This is a genomic window from Rhizobium rhizogenes NBRC 13257, from assembly GCF_000696095.1.
GTDB classification, from domain to species: Bacteria; Pseudomonadota; Alphaproteobacteria; order Rhizobiales; family Rhizobiaceae; genus Rhizobium; species Rhizobium rhizogenes.
In genome coordinates, this window is the sequence record NZ_BAYX01000024.1 from 24,383 (window position 1) to 46,786 (window position 22,404).

Annotated in this window: 18 protein-coding genes; 13 read left to right on the plus strand and 5 right to left on the minus strand. The window is 59.2% G+C overall.

Going from position 1 to position 22,404, the window contains the following annotated elements:
• Positions 1 to 26: 26 nt before the first annotated feature.
• Positions 27 to 1,220: an MFS transporter gene (locus RRH01S_RS30430; RefSeq protein ID WP_042476982.1), complete on the minus strand. Its 1,194-nt coding sequence runs from the start codon at positions 1,218 to 1,220 to the stop codon at positions 27 to 29.
• A gap of 145 nt (positions 1,221 to 1,365) precedes the next feature.
• Here RRH01S_RS30430 and RRH01S_RS30435 point away from each other — a divergent pair, with 145 nt between their 5' ends.
• The 6 genes from RRH01S_RS30435 (at position 1,366) to RRH01S_RS30465 (ending at position 8,434) form a co-directional block, all read left to right on the plus strand.
• Positions 1,366 to 2,262, plus strand: coding sequence for a LysR family transcriptional regulator (locus RRH01S_RS30435; RefSeq protein ID WP_042476866.1), 897 nt, complete (start codon positions 1,366 to 1,368; stop codon positions 2,260 to 2,262).
• Positions 2,263 to 2,297: 35 nt separating this feature from the next.
• On the plus strand, positions 2,298 to 2,957 hold the full coding sequence (locus RRH01S_RS30440) for a DUF2161 domain-containing phosphodiesterase (protein ID WP_042476868.1): 660 nt from the start codon (positions 2,298 to 2,300) through the stop codon (positions 2,955 to 2,957).
• 274 nt (positions 2,958 to 3,231) lie between these two features.
• Entirely contained in the window at positions 3,232 to 4,734 is a 1,503-nt protein-coding gene (locus tag RRH01S_RS30450; RefSeq protein WP_042476874.1) for a DegQ family serine endoprotease, read from the plus strand.
• A 276-nt stretch (positions 4,735 to 5,010) separates the two neighbouring features.
• Positions 5,011 to 5,646, plus strand: coding sequence for a J domain-containing protein (locus RRH01S_RS30455; RefSeq protein ID WP_007697565.1), 636 nt, complete (start codon positions 5,011 to 5,013; stop codon positions 5,644 to 5,646).
• 134 nt (positions 5,647 to 5,780) lie between these two features.
• On the plus strand, positions 5,781 to 6,494 hold the full coding sequence (locus RRH01S_RS30460) for a DUF899 family protein (protein ID WP_037222963.1): 714 nt from the start codon (positions 5,781 to 5,783) through the stop codon (positions 6,492 to 6,494).
• Between the two features lie 218 nt (positions 6,495 to 6,712).
• The gene (locus tag RRH01S_RS30465) at positions 6,713 to 8,434 is read left to right on the plus strand and encodes an ABC transporter ATP-binding protein (RefSeq protein ID WP_042476878.1); all 1,722 of its coding nucleotides are present in this window, start codon (positions 6,713 to 6,715) and stop codon (positions 8,432 to 8,434) included.
• A gap of 9 nt (positions 8,435 to 8,443) precedes the next feature.
• Here RRH01S_RS30465 and RRH01S_RS30470 read toward each other — a convergent pair whose 3' ends face one another.
• Positions 8,444 to 10,003: a B12-binding domain-containing radical SAM protein gene (locus RRH01S_RS30470; RefSeq protein ID WP_042476881.1), complete on the minus strand. Its 1,560-nt coding sequence runs from the start codon at positions 10,001 to 10,003 to the stop codon at positions 8,444 to 8,446.
• Positions 10,004 to 10,318: 315 nt separating this feature from the next.
• Between RRH01S_RS30470 and RRH01S_RS30475 the strand changes: the two genes are divergently transcribed.
• Together RRH01S_RS30475 and RRH01S_RS30480 are read left to right on the plus strand one after the other, a co-directional pair.
• The gene (locus RRH01S_RS30475; RefSeq protein ID WP_042476885.1) at positions 10,319 to 10,849 is read left to right on the plus strand and encodes an AAA family ATPase; all 531 of its coding nucleotides are present in this window, start codon (positions 10,319 to 10,321) and stop codon (positions 10,847 to 10,849) included.
• Positions 10,850 to 11,021: 172 nt separating this feature from the next.
• Entirely contained in the window at positions 11,022 to 11,402 is a 381-nt protein-coding gene (locus tag RRH01S_RS30480; protein WP_007697551.1) for a hypothetical protein, read from the plus strand.
• Between the two features lie 67 nt (positions 11,403 to 11,469).
• Here RRH01S_RS30480 and RRH01S_RS30485 read toward each other — a convergent pair whose 3' ends face one another.
• Positions 11,470 to 14,496: an alpha-mannosidase gene (locus tag RRH01S_RS30485; RefSeq protein WP_042476983.1), complete on the minus strand. Its 3,027-nt coding sequence runs from the start codon at positions 14,494 to 14,496 to the stop codon at positions 11,470 to 11,472.
• Positions 14,497 to 14,891: 395 nt separating this feature from the next.
• Positions 14,892 to 16,088, minus strand: coding sequence for an MFS transporter (locus RRH01S_RS30490; RefSeq protein ID WP_007697545.1), 1,197 nt, complete (start codon positions 16,086 to 16,088; stop codon positions 14,892 to 14,894).
• A gap of 120 nt (positions 16,089 to 16,208) precedes the next feature.
• On the opposite strand from RRH01S_RS30490, the gene RRH01S_RS30495 reads away from it, so the two are divergent.
• The 3 genes from RRH01S_RS30495 (at position 16,209) to RRH01S_RS30505 (ending at position 19,808) form a co-directional block, all read left to right on the plus strand.
• Entirely contained in the window at positions 16,209 to 17,039 is an 831-nt protein-coding gene (locus tag RRH01S_RS30495) for an AraC family transcriptional regulator (protein ID WP_034517118.1), read from the plus strand.
• A 639-nt stretch (positions 17,040 to 17,678) separates the two neighbouring features.
• On the plus strand, positions 17,679 to 18,653 hold the full coding sequence (locus RRH01S_RS30500; RefSeq protein ID WP_234711787.1) for a helix-turn-helix domain-containing protein: 975 nt from the start codon (positions 17,679 to 17,681) through the stop codon (positions 18,651 to 18,653).
• Positions 18,654 to 19,019: 366 nt separating this feature from the next.
• Positions 19,020 to 19,808 (plus strand): LuxR family transcriptional regulator, encoded by a 789-nt coding sequence (locus RRH01S_RS30505; protein WP_007697534.1) that lies wholly within the window; start codon positions 19,020 to 19,022, stop codon positions 19,806 to 19,808.
• Positions 19,809 to 19,941: 133 nt separating this feature from the next.
• Here the strand turns inward: RRH01S_RS30505 and RRH01S_RS30510 are convergent, their stop codons facing one another.
• Positions 19,942 to 20,616 carry an acyl-homoserine-lactone synthase gene (locus RRH01S_RS30510; protein WP_042476890.1) on the minus strand — a complete coding sequence of 225 codons (675 nt, stop codon included), beginning with the start codon at positions 20,614 to 20,616 and terminating at the stop codon, positions 19,942 to 19,944.
• 52 nt (positions 20,617 to 20,668) lie between these two features.
• Between RRH01S_RS30510 and RRH01S_RS34260 the strand changes: the two genes are divergently transcribed.
• A complete protein-coding gene (locus tag RRH01S_RS34260; protein WP_131597913.1) occupies positions 20,669 to 21,118 on the plus strand; it encodes a hypothetical protein in 450 nt (149 codons plus the stop codon).
• Between the two features lie 721 nt (positions 21,119 to 21,839).
• The gene (gene ahpC, locus RRH01S_RS30520) at positions 21,840 to 22,403 is read left to right on the plus strand and encodes an alkyl hydroperoxide reductase subunit C (protein ID WP_007697523.1); all 564 of its coding nucleotides are present in this window, start codon (positions 21,840 to 21,842) and stop codon (positions 22,401 to 22,403) included.
• The last annotated feature ends 1 nt before the right edge of the window (position 22,404 follow it).

Sequence of the window (22,404 nt, forward strand, 5' to 3'; positions counted from 1 at the left end):
GGGATTTCCTTTCAATTGCAGACTGATCAGGCGGCGCAGGAAGCGCTTTGCGCCACAGGGGCCGAGCGGCGGTCGAGAACGCCGCTCCAAAGGGTGAGGACGAGGGCAGCGACGACCAGGATCGCGCCGACCCAGGGCGTAGCGCCGAGGCCAAGCGAAGACTCCACCACCAGCCCGCCGATCCAGGCACCGGCGGCAATGCCCAGGTTAAAGGCGGCGATGTTAAGCGCCGAGGCGACATCGACGGCTGCGGGGCGAACCTCGCGGGCAAGCTGGACGACATAAAGCTGCAGGCCCGGTACGTTGGCGAAGGACAGAAATCCGAGGGCGGCGAGCGTCGGAATGGCAAGCCAGGGCGAAACGGCCGTAAAGCTGAAAAGCACGAGCACGATCGCCTGGGCGAGGAAGAGCCATGTCAGCGCCTTGACCGGATTGCCATTGGCAAGCCGCCCACCGACGACATTACCGATAGCGATGGCGATGCCATAGAGCACCAGGATCAGGCTGACGGCGGAGGCGGCAAAGCCGGTCACGTCCTGCAGGATCGAGGCGAGGAAAGTAAACGCGACGAAGGTGCCGCCGTAGCCGAGCGCCGTCATGGCAAAGACGATCAGCAGGCGGGCGCTTCCAAGCACGCGAAGCTGTTCGCCGATACCCGCCGGCGGCGCCTTCTTCAGGTTCGACGGCAGCAGCAGGGCGATACCGGCAAAGGCGATGACGCCGAGCAAGGCTACAGCGGCGAAAGTTGCGCGCCAGCCGAAGGTCTGGCCGATGAGCGTACCAAGTGGAACGCCGGTCACGATCGCGACCGTCAGCCCCATGAACATCATGGCGATCGCCGAGGCGCGACGGTTTTCCGGCACGAGATCGGCGGCGATGGTCGAGCCGACGGAGAAGAAGACGCCATGGGCGAAGGCCGAGAGCACCCGGGCGACGAGCAGGAACTCGTAGCCGGTGCTCAACGCCGCCATGCCGTTGCCGACAATGAAAAGCGCCATCAGTCCGAGCAACAGCGGCTTGCGCTCGATGCGGCCGGTGAGCGCCGTCAGGATCGGCGCGCCGAAGGTGACGCCGAGCGCGTAGACGCTGACGATGAGGCCGGCAAGCGGCAGGGTGATGTGAAGATCATTCGCGACGGTCGGCAGCAGGCCGACGATAACGAATTCGGTGGTGCCGATCGCATAGGCCGCGATCGTCAAGGCAAAGAGAGCGAGTGGCATGAGATGACCCGATCGAAAAGGCATCCGGACTCATCCGGTTGCGCTGGTTTTTGTTCGGACAGAATATGGGCTCAAGACATTCGTTCGATAATCACCTATATAAACTCAACACTTGTGAATTGAATTCAAAGTAACGAGGCAAAGGGTGGATAATCGCGCCGGGGAAATGGATGTCTTCGTCCAGGTGGCCGAGCTTCGCAGCTTCTCGGCGGCCGGGCGGAAATTGCGCCTGTCGCCCTCCGCCGTCAGCAAGCTCGTCACCCGTCTTGAGGACCGGCTCGGCACGCGCCTTCTGGTACGTACCACCCGCTCGCTGCAATTGACACCGGAAGGCGAGGTCTATCTCGAACGGGCGCAGGCGATCCTCGCGGATATCCAAGAGGCCGAGCGCATGGTCGCCGCGGGCGGAGCGGCAGTGCCCCGCGGCCGGCTGCGTGTCAGCGCCTCGGTTGCCTTCGGCGTGTGCTATGTCGTGCCGCTCATTCCCGAGTTCCTCACGCTCTATCCGGAGGTCGAGCTGGAGATATCGCTGAGCGACAGCGTCATCGATATCATCGGCGAGCGCGCCGATGTCGCCATTCGCGTCGGATCGCTGCGCGACAGCTCGCTGAAAGCCCGCAAGCTGCTCGAAAGCCGCCGCGTCATCGTGGCGTCCCCGGCCTATATCGAAAGGAAAGGCCGGCCGGCGACGCCGGATGATCTCGATCATCACAATTGCCTGACCTTCAACTTTCGGCCGACCGCCGAGGGCTGGTCATTTCGCGATCCGCACACCGGCTCCGTATCCGTCAAACCCGTCTTCGGCAATCTCCAGGCCAACAATGGGCCGACCGTGCGCAGCCTCTGCCTGGAGGGCGTGGGGCTTGCCCGTGTCGGCCAATTCCATGTCCAGCCGGATCTCGACGCCGGACGTCTGGTGCCGGTGCTGGAGGACTTCAATTCGGAGGATATCGAGATGATCCACGCCGTCTATGCCGGCCATGATCATCTTGCCGCCCGCATCCGCGCCTTTATCGACTTCCTGGCCTCGCGAATCGCGTAAAACGACCCTGAAATCCTCAAGCCAGAGAGCAAGATTTGGAAACGGCGCTTTACCTCCCGATCAAGAATTTCCTTGAGACGGCCGGCTACATGGTGAAGGGCGAGATCGGCAATTGTGATCTCGTCGGGCTCAGCGATGGCGAGCCGCCGGTCGTCGTCATCTGCGAGTTGAAGCTGAGTTTCAATCTCGAACTCGTGCTGCAGGCCGTCGACAGGGCTTCGGCCAGCGACGAGGTCTGGATCGCTGCCCGCGTCTCGGCAAAGGGCAAGGGACGGGAAAGCGACCGCCGCTTTCGCGATCTCTGCCGCCGGCTCGGCTTCGGCATGCTGGCGGTCTCCGATAGCGGTCTGGTCGACATCATCGTCAGTCCGGTGGCACTGATGCCGCGCAAGAATCTCCGCAAGCGTTCGCGTCTTGTCGAGGAACATCGGCGGCGCAAGGGAGATCCCGCCTTGGGCGGCAGCACGCGCTCGCCGATCATGACCGCCTATCGCCAGCAGGCCCTCGCCTGTGCCGCCGCCATCCAGGGTGGCCTGCAACGCCCAAAGGATATTCGCGCCAGCACCCCAAAAGCCGCCCAAATCCTGCAGGATAATGTCTATGGCTGGTTTGAACGCGTCGATCGCGGGATTTACAGTTTAACCGCGCTTGGTGTGGAAGCGTTGGCCCGCTGGCCACAGACGGAAACCTCTTGAGCAGAAAGATGGAAAAATTCCGGCAAAGTCGCATTAAATTTCGGTAATATTCTTAAATTTTTGCAATAAAAACATGATCAATATTTAATTTGTAAAACACAATTGGCGGATCATATTAATCATCAGCGCCAATTCTTTTTTATACTTTGCGTTCCTCAGTAAAATCTGGAAGCAGAGGCTCCCGGAAGGAGTTGGCGTCCACCCATTCGACGCCCGGTCCCTGACATGGACCCAAGACGCCATATCGCCAACGATCTCGTAAGGGACTTTTGCCATGTCATCTCTTCTTCGCAAACATCGTGCTGCAGCCATTGTCGGCGCGGCCATCATCGTCGGCGCTGGCGCCCTGCCCTTCGCCTTCAACGCCTCCACTGTCGCTTCGGCCGCCGAGCCTAGCGGCATCATCGCACCCGGCGGCTCCTTCGCGCCGATCGTCGACGCCGACAAGCCGGCCGTCGTCACCGTCACCACGACGATGAAGGCGACCGACACCAGCGCGGATACCAGCAATTCGCCGATGGACGAGCAGTTCCGCCAGTTCTTCGAGAACCAGGGCATTCCCATCCCGCAGCAACAGGCGCCTCAACGTCATCAAAGCCAGAGTGCCATGGCGCTCGGCTCCGGCTTCATCATCAGCCCTGACGGCATCATCGTCACCAACAATCACGTCATTGAAAATGCCACCAACATCAAGGTGACGCTGGATGACGGCACCGAACTGCCGGCCAAGCTCCTCGGCGCCGACGCAAAATCCGACCTCGCCGTTCTGAAGATCCAGGCACCGAAGCCGCTCGCCACCGTCGCCTGGGGCGATTCCGACAGGCTGAAGCTCGGCGACCAGATCCTGGCGATCGGCAACCCGTTCGGCATCGGCACGACGGTCACTGCCGGCATCGTCTCGGCTCGCGGCCGTGACCTGCATAGCGGCCCCTATGACGACTTCATCCAGATCGACGCGCCGATCAACCACGGCAATTCCGGCGGCCCGCTGGTCGACCGTGAAGGCAATGTCGTCGGCATCAACACCGCCATCTATTCGCCGAATGGCGGTAGCGTCGGCGTCGGTTTCGCCATCCCGTCTGACGAAGCCAAGGCGATCGTCGCCAAGCTGGAAAAGAACGGCTCCATCGATCACGGCTATCTCGGCGTCGCCATTCAGCCGGTCACGTCCGATATCGCCAATGCCGTTGGACTGTCGCAGCCGCAAGGCGCTCTGGTCGCCAGCGTCAACGACGGAACGCCAGCCGCCCGCGCCGGTATTAAGAGCGGCGACATCGTCACAGCCGTCAATGATGAAACCGTGAAGACACCCAAGGATCTGTCGCGCCTGGTCGCCGATCTCTCCCCAGGCGACAAGCGCTCGCTCACCGTCTGGCGCGATGGCAAGAGCATGGACGTCAATGTCACCATTGGTGGCAATGACGATGGCAAGCAGGCAGCCAACGACAGCGGTGACGGCAAGGTCCTGCCCTCCAACCAGCCGAGCATCGGCGTCGGTCTCGCCAACCTGACCCCTGATCTGCGCGAACAGCTGAACCTGCCCCACAGCGTCCAGGGCGCCGTCGTCGCCAGCGTCAACCCGGACAAGTCGGCCGCTGCCGTCGGTATCCAGGCCGGTGACGTCATCGTCTCGGTCAACGACCAGCCGGTCCATAATGCCCACGATGTTCAGAGCGCGGTCGCAGAGGCCGGCAAGGCGGGCCGCAAGTCCGTCCTGCTGCTGATCGAACGCGGCGGCGACAAGACCTTCGTGGCCGTACCGTTCTCGGCCGCTTAAAACCAGGCAAGTCATCGATAGCCCCGCTTCTGGCAACGGACGCGGGGCTATATCTTTTTCTGGAATCGTCGATAGCGATGGGCGATCATTTCCACAGAAGGCATGTTTCCGTCTCACACCCTGATCTTTTTGTCCAAACTCTGCCTTGGTGATGATAAAGAAGAAAGAGAGCGGCGGACATCCACCGCCCACCGGCGGGCTTGCATCCTGCTGATAACATCGATGGCATAAGGGCTTCAGGACTTTGGTCGGGGCTGAGCGGCAGCAGGAGTTGGAGTGACCGATCCATACGACATTCTCGGCGTCGGGCGCGATGCGAGCGACGAGCAGATCAAAGCGGCCTATCGCAAGCGGGCGAAAGGGGCGCACCCTGATTCCGGCGGCGATGCCGAAGCCTTCGGGCGACTGAAGAAGGCCCATGAGTTGCTTCTGGACCCCGTGCGCCGCAAGGTCTTCGACGATACCGGCTACGATGTCGAACTGACCGACGCCGTCGACCTGCAGGCGCTGGTCGCCATCGAGAAGCTGATCACCGACATGGTTCTGGACGAGCGCGAGCCGGGAACCTTCGATCCGGTCGCCCATATGCGCGCCAGTCTCCTGGAAGAAATCCGCAAGGCGAATTTCAGCAAGAGCGAGCTGGAACGCCATTCCGACCGCATCCGTCTTCATCTGGATCGCCTGGGCAAACGCCCCGGCAAGGATGTCGTCGGCCATATGCTGCGTGCCCGCATCAAGGCTATCGCCACGGCGATCGGCGAAACGGACGCCAAGATCGGCGCCACCGAGCGCGCCTGCGATATGCTCGACGGTTACCTCTATGTGATGGACACGCCGATGCTTGAGGACGAGGACGGCGAACCGGAAATCGAATGGGATGAGGCGGTCGAGGCCCGTTCCGCCGCCCAGTAATCTCCCGGAGTGATATGCCTCCTCCGCTGCCGGAACTTTCGACCGGCAATCGGGTTTTCCTTCCATGTTGTTGTCGAAATCCGATGGCGCCATGCGACCAGCATCGGCGCAACGGATCACACAGGGAGGATATCATGATCAATGAAGACGGTTATGTGCCGGCATCCGAGTTGGCACAGAGGAACGGTGTCCGATTTCCGAACGAGAGCATCGAATACCGGCAGGCGCGTGACGCGCTGCTCGCCGAGGAGATCGAGCTTCGCCGCCATATCGAGCGCGTCGCGGCGCAACGGCGGGCGCTGCCGCCCGGCGGGATCGTGAAGAAACATTACCAATTCATCAGCCCCGATGGCCCCCTCGACTTCGCCGATCTGTTCGACGACAAGGAGAGCCTGCTGGTCTACAGCTTCATGTTCGGCCCGGAACGGACACGGCCCTGCCCGATGTGCACATGTCTGCTCTCGGCCTTAGAAGGCGAAGTGCTCGACATCGAGCAGCGGATGGCAATCGCCGTCGTGGCCCGGTCGCCGATCGACAGGCTGATGGATTTCAAGCGGGAGCGCGGCTGGCGCAATCTGCCGCTCTATTCCGACCCGACCGGTGAGTATAGCCGCGACTATCGCGCGCTCGGCCCGGGCGGCAGCGACGATGCCGCGGTCAATGTCTTCACGCGGCGGGACGGAACGATCCGGCATTTCTGGGGTGAAGAAATGGGTCCGGTGACGGCCGATCCCGGTCAGGATCCGCGCGGTGCCCCGGACCTCATGCCGCTTTGGACGATCCTCGACATGACGCCCGAGGGACGGGCAAGGGACTGGTATCCGAAGCTCTCCTACGGACGCGCGTGACCGGCGCATACTATCCGTCGGCCACGCCAATCGGCTAGCGACGAAGGGGATGACATCGGTCAGCACGTCGGCTATAAATTCGACGCGACTCATGAAGGAGGCTCGTTCGATGAGAAATTTCGGCACCCATAAACGCTGAACAGCGCTGCCGGATGTGGACTGCTGTTCTGTCCATTCTTGTCTGATCCTGTCTTCTCCCATGCCCATGGAGGGCATTCATGCTTCGTCGCTTCTTCTCCTATTATGCGCGTTACAAGACGCTGTTTTTCCTTGATTTCGGCTGCGCCGTCGTCGCCGGCCTGCTCGAACTCGGCTTTCCGCTGGCGGTCAAGCTCTTCGTCGATCAGTTGTTGCCGGGCCGTGACTGGGGCCTGATTGCAGCAACCACCGCGGTGCTGCTGATGGTCTACGCGCTGTCGACCGGCCTGTCGGCGATCGTCAATTATTGGGGCCATGCGCTCGGCATCTCGATCGAATCCGACATGCGCCGCCAGGCCTTCGAGCATATCCAGAAGCTCTCCTTCCGTTATTTCGACAACAACAAGACCGGGCATCTGATCACCCACGTCACCAAGGATCTCGAGGAAGTGGGTGAAATCGCCCATCACGGCCCCGAGGACCTGTTCATCGCGATCATGACCTTCATCGGCGCCTTTCTGCTGATGTTCTCAGTGCATTGGAAGCTGGCGCTGCTGACGACGACCATCGTGCCCTTCATGACCTGGTTGGTCAGCCGCTACGGCGCCAAGATGACCAAGAATTCGCGCAGCCTGTTCGGCAAGGTCGGCGACTTCAACACGCGCATGCAGGAAACCGTCGGCGGCATCCGCGTGGTCAAGGCTTTCGCGAACGAGACATACGAAAGCCAGCTATTTGCCGGCCATAACGAGGATTACAAGGCCACCAAGCTGGATGGCTATGCTTACATGACGGCCGGCATAGCACTGAGCTATTTCAGCACGCGCGTGGTGCAGCTCGTCGTCATGATGGCCGGGACCTGGTTCGTCATATCGGGAGAGCTGAGCTATGGCGGCTTCATCAGCTTCCTGCTTCTGATCAACGTCTTCTTCCGCCCGATCGACAAGATCACCTCGGTGATCGAGACCTATCCGAAGGGTATTGCCGGCTTTAAGCGCTTCCTGTCACTGATCGACACGCAGCCCGACTTGGCCGACCGGCCGAATGCGATGGAGGTCAAACATCTCAAGGGCAATATCACCTACAAGGATGTCAGCTTCGGCTATTCGGAGCACGGCACGATCTTCGCGGACCTGAACCTGATGATCGCGGCCGGCGAGACGGTGGCCTTCGTCGGTGCTTCGGGAACAGGCAAAACGACGATCTGCTCGCTGCTGCCGCGTTTTTACGACGTGACGGGCGGCAGCATCACCATCGACGGCATCGACATCCGCGATATGACGCAGGCCTCCCTGCGCAGCCAAATCGGCATCGTGCAGCAGGACGTATTCCTGTTCGGATCGACCATTCGCGAGAACATCGCCTATGGACGGCTCGGTGCGAACGATCAGGAAATCATGGAGGCGCTGCGCCGCGCATCGCTCGATGAATTCGTGCTGTCGCTGCCCGATGGTTTGGACACGCCGACCGGCGAACGTGGCGTGAAACTCTCAGGCGGCCAAAAGCAGCGCCTCGCCATCGCCCGCATCTTCCTCAAGAACCCGCCGATCCTCATCCTCGACGAGGCAACATCGGCGCTCGACACGGCCACCGAATACGCCATCCAGCAGGCGCTGGCCGACCTGTCGACGGGGCGCACAACTCTGGTGGTGGCACACCGGCTTGCCACCATCCGCAACGCCGACCGTATCATCGTCATGGGACCGACCGGTATCGTCGAGCAAGGCACACATGCCGAACTCTTGGCCCGCGACCGCGCCTATGCCCGGCTGCACAACGCCCAGTTCGGAGCCTTGGTATAAGAGCAACCTTCAGAACGAATTGACGATATCGCCGCCGGTGCGCATTTGCTGGACCATCAGATGCGCATGGTAGTGCATCGCGCATTTGATCGCGTAGATCTGCAGAACGACCGGCGAGCGGCGGCGCAGCAGGAGCTTCCAGAGGCGCTGCCGATAGATATTGCGCAAGTCCGCCTCCGGCACCCGCCGCATCAATCTCGTGAAGATGCCAATAGCCTCCAAGGCCCACATCACATTGAGGGCCACCAGGCGGAGAGGATGGCGCCGCAGATGCCGCAGGCGCGTCCGCTCCGGCTGGATACGAGCATCGAGATAAAGCGCGTCCAGCCGGTCGAAATAGGCGGCGGGCTGGTGAAGGTCGCTGAGCACGGCGAGATAGCCGTTGCGCAGGGTCTCGCGACTGAGATTGAGTGGGATGACATTGGTGCCGTAGGCCGGGGGATCGGCATGATCGAGCCGCCCCTCCTGTTCTAGGCGCGTATACAGCGGTGTCTTCGGGATCGCGGCCAGCATGCCGATCATGGCGTTGACGATCCGCGCGTCCTTGATGAAGACGCGCTGGGCTTCGAAGATTGTCGCGTCGTCGCTGTCGAAGCCGAGGATCATGCCGCACCAGACTTCCATGCCGGTCTGCTGGATCGCGTGGATCTTATCCAGCATCGTCCCGCCTTTTCTCAAGTTCTGCAGCTTCTTGGTCTCGCGCAACGCCTCTTCGTTCGGCGTCTCGATGCCGACGAAGACGACGCGGATATTGGCGTCGACCATGAGCTGCATCAGCTCGGCATCGTCGGCAAGATCGATCGAGGCTTCCGTGAGGAACGTCATCGGATAATGGTGACGCTCCTGCCAGGCGACCACCTCGCGGAGAACCTCCTTGATCGCCTTCTTGTTGCCGATGAGATTGTCGTCGACGATGAATGCCGTATCCATTCCCACCGCCAGCAATGCCTCAATTTCAGCGATGATCTGCACGCTGGTCTTGATCCGCGGCTTTCGCCCGAACACGACGATGATATCGCAGAAATCGCAGGTGAACGGACAGCCCCGCGAGAACTGGATGCTGCCGACCGCATAATCATCCATCTTCAGAAGATCGAAGCGCGGAACCGGCACCGTGCTCATATCCGTCTTGCCGGACTGTTCGTAACGCTCAGTGTGGCGCCCTTCCTTCCATTCGAGAAGAAATTGCGGCCAGGTCTCTTCGGCCTCACCGATGAATTTGACGTCGATTAGCCCGTCAAAATAATCCTCCTTCACCGTCACCCACGGCCCGCCGACGACGATGAAACAATGACGCGCTCTGAGCGCGGTGAGGATTTCCGTCATCCGGAAACGCTGAACGATCATACCCGTCAGCGCCACGATGTCTGCTTGAGCACAGAGATCGTAGTCGATCGGCTCGACATTCTCATCCACCAGCGTGACGGTGTGCTCGGCAGGCGTCAGCGCCGCCAGCAGAGGCAGACAGGCAACGGGAAGATTTGCCTTCACGTCGAACAGCGGCAGCGCGTGTTCAAGCCCCCAATAGGAGGTTTCGAAGCGAGGATTGATAATAACGATATGAGCCATGAATTACACCGCCCCATGACCTAGAAGACCCTGATCGGCATTCGCGAAGGCTGTATTTCAATGCGGTTCCGGTGCCCCAAATCAAACAGGGCAAGTGTTCGATACCGTCGCGTCGAGCATTAGCAGCCGTAGATGAGCTGAGGATTAAGTTCGGACGGAGACTGCGAAAGGGAAAATAGCCGGCTTCTGTCCGTACCGTGCAAACCGCAAGAATTGAAGCGACGGAAATCTGCTTATGATTCTTGCTTTGTACACCGGCGACAGGAGTACTTGGCCTTTGCCAAGGGGGCGTGTGGTTCATCGAACGAGAACGAAATGGGCGTCAGGAACTATTTGATCGAGGGCATTTCCGGGACTGGCAAGACCTCAGTCGCCACCGAGCTGCAGCAGCGCGGTTACCACGTCATCCACGGTGACCGTGAATTGGCTTATCAAGGCGACCCTCAGACGGGCGTGCCGCTTGACAGCTCTGCGCAGAGGCAGAACATTCCGGACGTGGCCTTTGGCCACGAGCACCACATTTGGGATGTCGACAAAGTCAAATCCCTCGTGGCCGATCGAAGCCACGCGATTTCCTTTTTCTGCGGCGGCTCAAGGAATTTTCATCATTTTATTGATTTGTTTGACGGGGTTTTCGTTCTCGACGTCGATTTGGACACGTTGAAGAGGCGGCTTGCCAGCAGACCTGAAGACGAGTTTGGCGGAAAACCAGCCGAGCGAGACGTGGTTCTGCGACTGCATGCAACGCAAGAAGACATTCCCAACAACGCCACGACCATTGACGCCGCTGCGCCGCTCGCCTCCGTTGTCGACGATATTCTATCGAAATGCGGAGAGATCGGCTAACGGCCGGCGCCCGTAAGTTTCGCAACAAATGAGAACACACCGCAAAAAATGCTTGGGTATCATCGTCGGGCTATGTGCCGCACGAGAACCAAGGTTAGCGGTTGCGACCTGGCCAACTTCAAGCATCTCCACAGGAGATTGCACATGTCAGGAACGGATAAAGGATATGCCAATGAAGATCGCCTTCATCGCGCTGGGTATGACAGCAGTCATGACGATGGGTCTCATCACGCCCGCCGTTGCTCAAGTCGTTATCTATAACGATCAATCACCGGATGGCGATTCCGACCAGAGCGACAGCCAGACCGAGGCCAACTTTCTTCATGCCTGGAACCGCCATCACGACTCGTCCAACCGTTGGGGAGAGCCCCGCGGCAACTACGGCCCGAACGATGTCATCCAATTGCTGGAGAGACGCGGTTATAGAGTGAGAGACGTCAACGACGTGGGCGAGCGCTTTCTGGTCAGGGCAACGCGCGACGGCGACAAGCTCCTGGTGAGCGTATCCCGGAGAGGCGAAATCATGGGTGTCGTCCACGATCGCGAGTATTGACACCAAGCAGATACTGCTGCCGCGGCAAAACGCTACGGCAGCAGAGACCCGAAGAGCGGTAAAACCGCTATCCCTTCTTCAGCTTCCAGCTTCTGACCTCGAAGGGCAGGATATCCGGGCCTGCATCGCGCTTGGCAGGCTCTTCCATCAGATTGACGGCTTCAGCGACATGCCAGCCGCTTGCGGGCTGGACGCTCAGTCCGCCGCGCCGGCCGGCCGGCTCGTAGACGCGCAGCACAAGCCCATCCCCCTCTTCAGCCGGCTTGATGGCCGAGAGCGCAACTGGCGTGCCTGTTACGACGACCGGAGCAAGCGTCGTTCCCGCAAGATTGGCGGCAGTGGTCGCCACTAGCGGCTGGTTCAAATCGTCGGCCTCCTCGCGCACGCCGCCGGAATGCCACACGCCGGCATGCGGCAGCAGCGCATAGGTAAATTGCTGCCCGCCCTCGTCCGCCAGCGGATCGGGATAGATCGGCCCACGCACCAGGCTGATGCCGAGCACGTTGCCACGGGCGCTATGGCCGTATTTGGCGTCGTTCAGCAGCGCAACGCCGAAATCCGGTTCGCTCAAATCCACGAAACGATGGGCGACGGCTTCGAACATCGCCGCGTCCCAGCTCGTATTGGTGTGTGTCGGGCGGCTGACGACGCCATAGGCACATTCGAACGTCGCGGTACGAGCTCGCACCGCGACCGGATTAAGCGCGCGCAAGAAGGTGCGACGGTCGTGCCAGTCGATATGGGTCTCGATATCCAGCCGCATGGCGTTGGCGGTCAGCACGTAATGCTGCACGACGCTCGAATCGCGGTAGCGATGGACGACCTTAATCGCCGCGCGATGCGGGCCGCTTTCGACAAGCTCGATGCTTTCGGGCCGGTCGAGGCGGACGCCCTTTTCCGGATAATCGGCGTCGATATCCCAGGCATCCCAATTGCGCGGCTTGTCGACGGGATAGATCCAGAGCTGATTGGCCGGCTCGGCCAGTGCCTCGCGGCCGGTGGCCTTGTGCACGAGGCTCTGGATCGCGCCATCGGCGTCGATGACGGCAATAAGATGCTCGTTTTCCAGTCGGTTCGCCTCAGCGTGCAATCCGCCAGCCGGCTTCAACGCGACACGATCCAGCACCTGGACGGAGAGCGGCGCGATGATATCGCCGGTGGACAGAACCGTGCCATCAGCGAGCGTAACACGCAGAGGCCGTGCATCCAGCGACGGATTGGCGACGACCAGCGCATCCGCGACCCCACCCTTCGGCAGGACCGCCACGACGGCATCCATGGCCTGCTTTTGAGCCGCCTTGGCATGATCGATCACTTCGGTAAGCTCGCGCTCGGCATCCTGATAGACCTCGCGGATACTCGATCCCGGCAGGATATCGTGGAACTCGTTCTTCAGCGTCACGCGCCAGTCCGGTTCGAGGCTGCGCGGCGCTTCGGCGCCCGCCATATGGGCGATCGAGCCCAGGGATTCAGCGGTGATCAAGGCGCGCTCGGCCCTGCGATGCAGACGCTTGACACCGCTCTGGCTGGTCAGCGTCGCGCGATGCAGTTCGAGATAGATCTCGCCCGACCAGGCCGGCAGCTGCTTTTCCCCGGCAGTACGGTGGGCGCCGGTGAAGAAATCGCCGACCTTGCCCCAGCGCGCCTTCGGAATGGCCGGGAAACTACGCAACTGCTCCTCGCGCTCCACCATCTCCGGCGTCACGCCGCCGCCGCCATCGCCATAGCCCACCGCCAGAAGCGACGTGTCCTGCAGCGTCTTGGCGCGGAAGTTCTTCCACGTCGGCAGATAGCAATCCGGCCGCACGAAGCCGTTATAGCCTTCCATGGGATTGTCGAAGACATGCGCCAGCACGCGGCTGCCGTCGAGCCCTTCCCACCAGAAGAGGTCATAGGGAAACTTGTTGGTCTCGCTCCAATTGACCTTGATGGTGAAGAAGCTCTCGATGCCGCCCTGGCGCAACAGTTGCGGCAGGGCGCCGGAGAAGCCAAAGCAATCCGGCAACCAGCAGACCTTATGCCGTGCGCCGAAGGTTTTCTCGAAATAACGCTGGCCATAGAGGATCTGCCGCACCAGGCTTTCGCCCGTCGGCATGTTCGTGTCCGGCTCGACCCACATGCCGCCGATCACTTCCCAGGTACCATCGCCGACCTTCTCCTTGATCCGGGCGAACAGTTCGGGATCGTCGGCCTCCATCTGCGCGTAATAATGCGCCGTCGATTGGTTGAAGCGGAAGTCGGGCGAGCGCTCCATCAGCGACAAGGCGGTGTGGAAGGTACGGCGCATCTTGCGACGCGTCTCGTCATATGGCCACAGCCAGGCAAGATCGATATGGGCGTGTCCAGTGAGCAACAATTCGCCATTCTGCGGATAACGCTCCTGCAATGCCTTGAGGCGGGCAAGCAGCGCATCATGGGCTGCGACCACGGTCGCACGCTCTCCCTCGGACAGTCCTGCCGGACTTTCCGCAAGCTCCGGCAATTCCCAGATCTTCTGCTGCTGCTCGGCATTCGCCGTACGCGCGATATAGGAAGCCGTCGCGGATGGCCAGTCGAGGCTGCGCAGCGCCGTCTCGGCGGCATCGAGCATATGTGGCACGACTTCATGATCCCGTAGCGCCTCGATGGCTTCGACGATCTGCCGCAGCAGGAGGTGCAGCCTGTGCACCGGTAGGTCGATCCAGCCGAGCTGCGCCCGGTTCAGCTTCGGCTGCCGGTTCTGTTCGCCGAACGGAAAGCGGGCAACGCTGTCGGTCGCAATCGAGAAACTGCGGCCTTTCAGCGGAAACTCCTGATGATAGGGGTCGAGGCCGAAACTCTCGCTCTCCCCTCCCGCAAAGGCAAGCGTGATCAGGCTCTCGCCGCCAAGATCGAGTTGTAACCGCGTCTCCTCCAGCGGCCAGTCGGCAGGCACCGTCGCCTGCGAGGCAAAATGCACCACCCCCTTGCGATGCGGCCAAGCTTGGCCAATGGCGATTTCCGCGCCTTCAAAGGTCCAGTTGTCGATGGCGAGCACTGTGTGCACACGCCAATGGCTGAGTTCGGCGGTACGGACCTTGAGACGGTCTAGGCGCTGGGCAAGGGTGAGCGGCATGGCATGTCCTACATGATTGATATCAGCCGGGACCGCACCGGCGGCCGTGGCGTCGAAATGAGGCATTGCAAGGCAAGAAAGGTGGGAATGGCCGTCCCGGTCGGGATCAGGCGAACATAAGCGGCGAAGATAGATGGAGAGAATCGCCGAAATGGCGTTCCTCGGCCGCGGTTTTGATGGTGGTGCTCATTCGACGGTCTCCTCCTCCTGCATGAAGCAGGCATAGACTATGGCGAAGACCTGCCCGATGGCCAGTCTGAAAATGGAGGTAAAATTTTAGACTTGGCGATCTGCACGGAAGGGTCAGACGGCAATAGCTGCGTCTACTTCGACCTGCCAGGAGATTGGCCGCGCATGTAGGTGTTCGGCGGGGCAGCGAGCCCCGCCTCTGTCATTCAATGCCTCGGTATGCGCGGCAGGAAGATCGTGAACAGACCGAGCAGCGGCAGATACGAGCAGATCATATAGACGAAGGGGATGCCGTGCGTATCGGCGAAATCGCCGAGAAGAGCAGCACCCAGCCCGCCAGCCCCAAAGGCGAAGCCGAAGAAGATGCCGCCAATCAGCCCGACCCGGCCCGGAATCAGCTCCTGTGCGAAGACCACAATTGCCGGGAACGCGGAGGCCAGTACCAGCCCGATCACCACCGTCAGCACACAGGTCCAGAACAGGTTCGCATAGGGCATCATCAGCGCGAACGGAATGACGCCGAGGATCGAGAACCAGATCACGAAGCGTGCTCCGAAACGGTCACCGAACGTGCCACCCAGGATCGTTCCGGTCGCGACAGAGCCCAAGAAAAGGAACAGCATCAGCTGCGCGTCGCGCACGTCGAGATGGAACTTGTCGATGACGTAGAAGGTGAAATAGCTGGAGATGCTCGCCATGTAGACATTCTTCGTCGCCGTCAGCAGGATCAGGATCGCCAGCGCCCAGATCGCCTTGTTGCGCGCGATCGGCAAGGCGCGGCTGGCCGCCGGACGCGCCGCGTGCTCACGCCGATGGTTGACGTACCAGGTGCCGACCCAGCTCAGGACGATGAAGCCGATGACTGCCAGGATCGAAAGCCAGGCCACGCTCTTCTGCCCATGCTGGAGCACGAAGAAGGCGGCGATCAGCGGCCCAATGGCCGATCCGGCATTGCCGCCGAGCTGAAAGAACGACTGCGCCAGGCCATGGCGTCCGCCGGACGCCAGCCGCGCCACGCGCGAGGCTTCCGGATGAAACACCGCCGAGCCGAAACCGATGAGGCTAGCCGCCACCAGCAGCATGCCGAAACTACCGGCATAACCGAGCATGATGAGCCCGAGGAAGGTGCTGATCATGCCGACTGGCAGGGAATAGGGCATCGGCCATTTGTCGGTGACGATACCCACCACCGGCTGCAGCAACGACGCCGTGATCTGGAACATCATGGTCAGGAGCCCGATCTGGACGAAATCGAGCGCGTAGTTTTCCCGGAACATCGGATAGAGCGATGTCAGCAGCGATTGCATGATGTCATTCAGGAGATGGCAACCGCTGACTGCCACCACGATCGATATTGTCGTCTTCTGAAATCGGGCCGGCGTGCCGGAAAATGCCGCAACCATTGAGGTTTCCTTCCTGAGCCGGCCGATTCTTTTCAGCCGTGCTGTTTGACTAGCCTTTTACACGGCTTGCGGGTGACCTTCTTTCGTGTTTTGGTCCTATTCTTTCGCGATTGGGCCAAAATGGAAAAACTCTCCCAACAATTGCTGGCAACCGTCGACAACGGCCACGAGCAAAACATGCACTGGACGGAGGCATCGAATGCGGACGTGCTCGTCCACAGCTCAGAGCCGCGGCAGGGCTATACCGTGCCGTGGCATCATCATCGTCGCTCGCAATTGCTCTGCGTCTTCGCCGGCGTCATCTTGATCCTGACGACCCGGGGCCGGTGGATGGTGCCGCCCGGCCATGCCTTGTTCATTCCCGCCGGCCTGGAACACTCCGTCGAGATGCTGAGTGATGTCAGTATGAAATCGGTCTATGTGATGCCGCACGATCCCCGGCAATCGGACGAAGCCCCTCGCGTCGTCGAGGTGACGGATCTCGCCCGCAGCCTTTTGCTCGAAGCCATCCGACTGCGGGAAGCCCCGGTAGGGAACCGCAAGGCGGAACTGGTCCTTTCCCTCCTCCTCGAAGAGATTTCAACACTCGAGGAACGCCCGCTCGGACTGCCCTTCCCCTCCGACCGGCGATTGGCGGCACTCTGCCGTGCCTATCTGGCAAATCCGACGCCGAATGCTCGTCTGGATGACTGGGCCGAGAAGCTGGCAATGAGCCGCCGGACCTTCACCCGGCAATTCCGCAAGGAAACCGGCATCAGCTTCACCACCTGGCGCCAACAGGCGAGCGTTTTCGCCTGCCTGCCCCAACTCGCAGAAGGTCAGCCGGTCACCAACGTCGCGCTGGAAGCCGGTTATGAAAGCGCCGCGGCCTTCACCACCATGTTCCGGCGCATGCTCGGGACCTCGCCACGCACCTATATGGTCAATCGCTGGTCCTTCGACCGGGCGTGAGCATCGCAAATGTTACCTGACACGCTGAATGATAAGCGGCCTGCAGAGAAACCGTTCCTACAGTGGCACCCTGTTTCATGATCGCGGCTACGGCCGGAATTGCTCATCCGATAATTCAATTGTCCGATCTATATCCTCGACAACATCGCGCTCATTCTTTGGTGTTTTGACCGTACATGGTATCCGCAAAATTCGGCTCGATAAAATCATCTATCTGCGCTTACAGATTACAATAATTTATATGTATATCTTAAGTTGAATAGTGTTTCACGAGTATTCCCCGACACCATCGGCGCCGTGCGCTTTTCTATGCCTTGTTGCAAGCCCCAGATCCAAGTAGGACAAATGCGAACCGCTCGTCATGCACCGTTAGCTGGCATCTGCGCCCGCTCTCTCGATGCGCACCACCTGTCCAGCAGACGCATCCATATCCAGAACGCGCATCTATATTGAAAGAACGAACAGCTTCTCCTTTTTATGGCCATTCTTTCATCGAAACAGAAGTTACTCTTCAAAAAATTCTATCTCTGTCTGTATACAAAGCATGCACAACCTGAATGACGTCACGCGTTTCCAAAGCAACGTTTTCATTGGATATTCCGTCTTTTTGCTGACCGAACCAGCTAATCCCATGCCCTGGTGCGCGCAATTGCATACCCCCACGAACGACCATTCGCCTTGGTCCCGGTTATATCAATGGAGTTGAGGCTAATGGCCAAGCCAGACGGCTATAGTTTTGTTGAACTCGACACAAAGAACGAGGACGGCATATTTTCGGCCATTCCCGAGGAGATCGGCCCACGGACACAGACGCTCTTGGGTGGGCTGATGAAGGTTGCTCGACCTGCAGGATCGATGAGTTTCAAGACCAATGTAGAATTCGCCTCGGTCGCTCTTGCCCCCATGCCGGAAATGGAGGCGGCCTTTTCCAGCGATAAGCTTCAAAAGTTCGAAGTGCCTGTCGGCATGCTAGTCATCAATCCGGCCGGCGTCGACAGAACCCTCAAATGGCCGAGCCTGAAACGGAATGCGGCCATTGCCTTCAGCCCGGTCGCCTATACAAATCTGGCGAATGCCGAGCTTGAAGGCGGAAGCTGGGAACTGCGTCCACCTCGCTTCGGCCACGTCGATCTTTACACGCTTCGGATGGCCCGGACCATGATCATGGAGATATCAAGCGCATCGATCAACGAACTCTATATCGACGCGTTCCTGACGATCCTCGGCGTTTATCTTATCCGGAATTATTCGACGGCGAAGGTAAGGGCAACAAAGGCGCAAAATCGGCGCATGACCCTGCAGACGTCCAAGAGAGTACTAGACTACATGAACGAACATATAGCCGACAGACTGTCGATCGAAACGCTCGCCAATATCTGTCGGATGTCGCCCAGTCATTTTATCCGGGCATTTTCTATGACGTTCGGCACGCCGCCCTACAAATACCTTGTGAGCATCCGCCTGGAGGAGGCCGAACGGTTGCTTCTGGGCTCGACACTGCCAATCTCGGACATAGCCTTACAGACAGGGTTCTCAAGCCAAAGCCATCTGACGAATGCCATGATGCGCTACAAGCAAACAACCCCCGCCAAATTCCGGGCCGAACACAGTTAGAAAACCTGCAACAGCCATCTACCGGAACCCATGGACGATCAGCATTTCGTGTAACCGCTTGCAAATTCTCGACATATACTCAACCCAAGAGGGTGCTCAATAAAAGCAGAAAGCTGCAAGCGTAGCGTTTCCATGAAAGACTCCTGGAAAAAACTATGCCTCAATTCCCCACGTTTTTAATGGAGAACCTTGCCCTGGGAATTGATGAACGACGGTCACGTTTGTCGTTAGCTCACTACCACCCTAACGAGATCGCTACAATCGGAGATCAGTAAAGCGGCGACTATCGCGAAGACGCCTGTCGAGGAGAAGGCATGTTCGTGCGCCCGCTTCAGATATCACACGCATGTTGGGGGAATGTCACTGATGTCAGAGTATAATACGATCTACGCTGAAGTGGTCCAACCGTTTCTTCATCAGCTCGAGTTGTGTACCGACATACACTCTCTCGAAGCTGTCTTTTCCAAGACGCTGTCTCACCTCGGATTTCCGATGTTCGCCTATAATATTCACAGGATGAGCGCTTCGTTCATCATGAATGAATCCACGGTGGACCCACAAAACTTTATCATTTCAAATTTTCCAAACAAATGGCTCACCCACTATTTTCACCAGAAGTACAAGGAAATCGATCCGACCTTGAAATGGGTAGGCACCGGCCAAGGGATCGCGCAGTGGAGCGATCTGCTGACATCGGATGATATCGACAAGAACCAGAGGCGCCTGCTGCAGGAGGCCTGGGATGCAGGTCTCACCAACGGCATCACGCTGCCGATCATGACCGAATTGGGCGAAGCCGTGGCCATCAGCGTTGTTCCAGAGCCTGGCACCGGAAACAACGAGCGTATCCTTGCCGCTCTGCCTATCGTACAGATCCTGGCCCAAGGCTATCATCGGAAAGCCAAGGGCATATTGCTGGGTCATTCTCTGAAAGTCGGGTCGGCGCGGCGCAAATCTTTTCTATCCCCACGCGAAATCGACGTACTGCACTGGATGGCCAGGGGGAAGACCGCATGGGAGATCGCTGAAATCCTCAGCATTTCCCAAAAAAGCGTCGATTTCTACACCGATATGGCAAAGACGAAGCTCCAGGCGATGAATAGAACCCATGCGGTCGTAAAAGCCATCATGCTGGGGCTGGTGACGCTCGATTGAGCGCAGGTGCAACGCCACAGTCTCTTGTGACCCGATCCGAAATCGGGCCTAGCGCAGAGCAAGATCATCCTTAAAAAATCGCAGACAGCAGCGCGCGACGATCTCCCGCGGTCGCGCGTTATCCGGTAGCGCGTTAGACTAAGGCCGATTGAGCGAGACTGGCGGTCGGTTGATTGCTCTGGCTCGACAGCGGACATAGCGACCCGGATTTGTGGCGACCCCTGCCGGTGAGCAAGGCAGAGCGGCAAGCACCCAGGATGTCGGGTGAGACTTCGTGTTCCAGCGCAACCGTCGGAATGCCGTCAATACAGTCGACATCTCCAAGCCTGCGAAAACGGTAACCCGCCTTGCGGAGCATCGGCTCGAGGTGGGTATAGGTGACGGAGACCATCTTATCCAATTCAAGATGCAGAGCCGCTGCTTGAATGCCCCAAAGCAACCGATTCCGCAAATCCATACTGCCTTCCAGGCGCTCCCTGCGATGATCGATGGCGAAGCGTGTGATTTCGTAAATCCGATCCGATCGCGGCAAGTCGCCATCCTTCACCAAATGAGGGAAAATCTCGTTCAGAAGGCTGGCATCGGAGGTATCGAGCAACCGAGCCCCGGCGATCACATGCCCGGCACTATTGCTAATCGTCACATAGACTGCCCGCGACGTATCATATTCATCCTCCTCAAATCCGTCCCGGGCGGCAGGCAGAGCCCAGCCCAGGCGTCGGACAAAAACCTCGTATCGCAACTCGGCAAATGATCGAAGCGTTTCCGCATGCATGGCTCGATTGGAAGAATCGATCAAATTCATCATGACGTGCACTCCCGTCTTCGGTTGGATATGAACGTCACAACAACAGAAACGCATGGAGACCAAAATTGGTAGCTATTGCCGTGGGAAGAAGCACCCGGGGAAAATCCCAGATGCTGTTGAAGTCTGGTTTGGGTACGCTTCGCTCGAGCATTCGACACCTCCGACGTCGGCATGTGGCAACGCGCTCAATCGGATCGGATTCGCTTCTTATTCAGAACAGACCGATCAACCAGAGGAACTTACCAAAGCCATGAAACGATCGCGCCTTGGCAATTTACTTGTCAAACCAGTCGAAAGCTGGCGTCGTTTTCGTGGAAAAATTCCCGCGGGAAGCGACGCCGATATCGAACCACCGAACGAAGATAAGTGGCCTGACGGCACCGAACAGGACCAGCGTGGGCGCTTGCGCCAGGCTCTGATCTTTCTGCTCAATGAATCGAAATTCTTGGGTTACACAAAAGTAGCCAAGCACCTGCGTCGCGCGATCGACGCCTTGCGGTAGCTATTGCTGTGTGCGAGCGTGGCGCGGACTGCTGCGGATCGACCAAATACATCTGTTTCAAACCATATAGAAATGTGCGCGCTTGGTTACGGTTGCTGCTCCGGTCTCCGCCAGCAGACCGATCATGCCCGATTCGCGCGCTCACTGAGAACACTAATCCTGAATTTTCGCCGCGGAATGACAGTTAGATGCAGGCGAGGCGTCAGCGCGCTAATGTACGCAATTGGTTACAATAACGTCCTCTGCCGACTTCAGGGGCCGGCGTTGCGCGGCGAGCCCTGCACGCATGATGGCGAAGCCCCATGCTCAAAAGCAAAGGGCGCTCGACCCATGACTGGGGAGCGCCCTCGCTGTTACCCTGGACAGCAGACACCGGCTCGGCCTCGAAAGGTCGGCCCGGCAGGCTATCGATACAGGTGATGATGCGCAGATAATACAGCATCGCGCCGATTGCAAGAGGCAGCCTGAAGAAAGACATTCACCATCGGCGGCTTCGGCGAGCGGTTTGCGATGCCACGGCTGCCAAACCTCGCCCAAAGCACTCAACCCAAGTTTTCCATGGGTACGACTCGGACCGCCGCCGCACACAATTTTCTGCCGCATATGACATGTCCATAGACAAAACCTATCGAATTTTTCGGATTTATCTATTTTGCTTATTGCGACGCACGCACTATGTTGCAGCGCGAAACTCCTCCCGTCCAAACAATACAAGGCTACCATGTCCGTTCTCAATACCGCCGTTAAGCCGTTCAAAGCCCAGGCCTTCAAGCAGGGCAAATTCATCGAGGTCACCGAAGCTGACATCGCCGGCAAATGGGCGGTCTTCTTTTTCTATCCGGCCGATTTCACCTTCGTTTGCCCGACCGAGCTGGGCGACGTTGCGGATAACTATGCCGAGCTGCAGCGCTTGGGCGTCGAGGTCTTCTCGGTTTCGACCGACACGCATTTCACCCACAAGGCCTGGCACGACAGTTCCGAAACCATCGGCAAGATCCAGTATGCGATGATCGGTGACCCGACCGGCACCGTCACCCGCAACTTCGATGTCATGCGCGAAGCCGAAGGCCTTGCCGATCGCGGCACCTTCGTCGTCGATCCTGACGGTGTCGTCCAGGCCGTGGAAATCACCGCCGAAGGCATCGGCCGCAATGCCGCCGACCTGCTGCGCCGCATCAAGGCCGCCCAGTACGTTCGCTCCCATCCCGGCGAAGTTTGCCCGGCAAAGTGGGAAGAGGGCGAAAAGACCCTGGCTCCTTCGCTGCACCTCGTCGGTAAGATCTGAC

Coding starts and splice junctions, on each gene's coding strand:
- RRH01S_RS30490 (WP_007697545.1), bottom strand. CDS start 16,088: ATGGTTGCGGCATTTTCCGGCACGCCGGCCCGATTTCAGAAGACGACA.
- RRH01S_RS30485 (WP_042476983.1), bottom strand. CDS start 14,496: ATGCCGCTCACCCTTGCCCAGCGCCTAGACCGTCTCAAGGTCCGTACC.
- RRH01S_RS30495 (WP_034517118.1), top strand. CDS start 16,209: ATGGAAAAACTCTCCCAACAATTGCTGGCAACCGTCGACAACGGCCAC.
- RRH01S_RS30460 (WP_037222963.1), top strand. CDS start 5,781: ATGATCAATGAAGACGGTTATGTGCCGGCATCCGAGTTGGCACAGAGG.
- RRH01S_RS30505 (WP_007697534.1), top strand. CDS start 19,020: ATGTCAGAGTATAATACGATCTACGCTGAAGTGGTCCAACCGTTTCTT.
- RRH01S_RS30510 (WP_042476890.1), bottom strand. CDS start 20,616: ATGATGAATTTGATCGATTCTTCCAATCGAGCCATGCATGCGGAAACG.
- RRH01S_RS30470 (WP_042476881.1), bottom strand. CDS start 10,003: ATGGCTCATATCGTTATTATCAATCCTCGCTTCGAAACCTCCTATTGG.
- RRH01S_RS30480 (WP_007697551.1), top strand. CDS start 11,022: ATGAAGATCGCCTTCATCGCGCTGGGTATGACAGCAGTCATGACGATG.
- RRH01S_RS30475 (WP_042476885.1), top strand. CDS start 10,319: ATGGGCGTCAGGAACTATTTGATCGAGGGCATTTCCGGGACTGGCAAG.
- ahpC (WP_007697523.1), top strand. CDS start 21,840: ATGTCCGTTCTCAATACCGCCGTTAAGCCGTTCAAAGCCCAGGCCTTC.
- RRH01S_RS30465 (WP_042476878.1), top strand. CDS start 6,713: ATGCTTCGTCGCTTCTTCTCCTATTATGCGCGTTACAAGACGCTGTTT.
- RRH01S_RS30450 (WP_042476874.1), top strand. CDS start 3,232: ATGTCATCTCTTCTTCGCAAACATCGTGCTGCAGCCATTGTCGGCGCG.
- RRH01S_RS34260 (WP_131597913.1), top strand. CDS start 20,669: ATGGAGACCAAAATTGGTAGCTATTGCCGTGGGAAGAAGCACCCGGGG.
- RRH01S_RS30430 (WP_042476982.1), bottom strand. CDS start 1,220: ATGCCACTCGCTCTCTTTGCCTTGACGATCGCGGCCTATGCGATCGGC.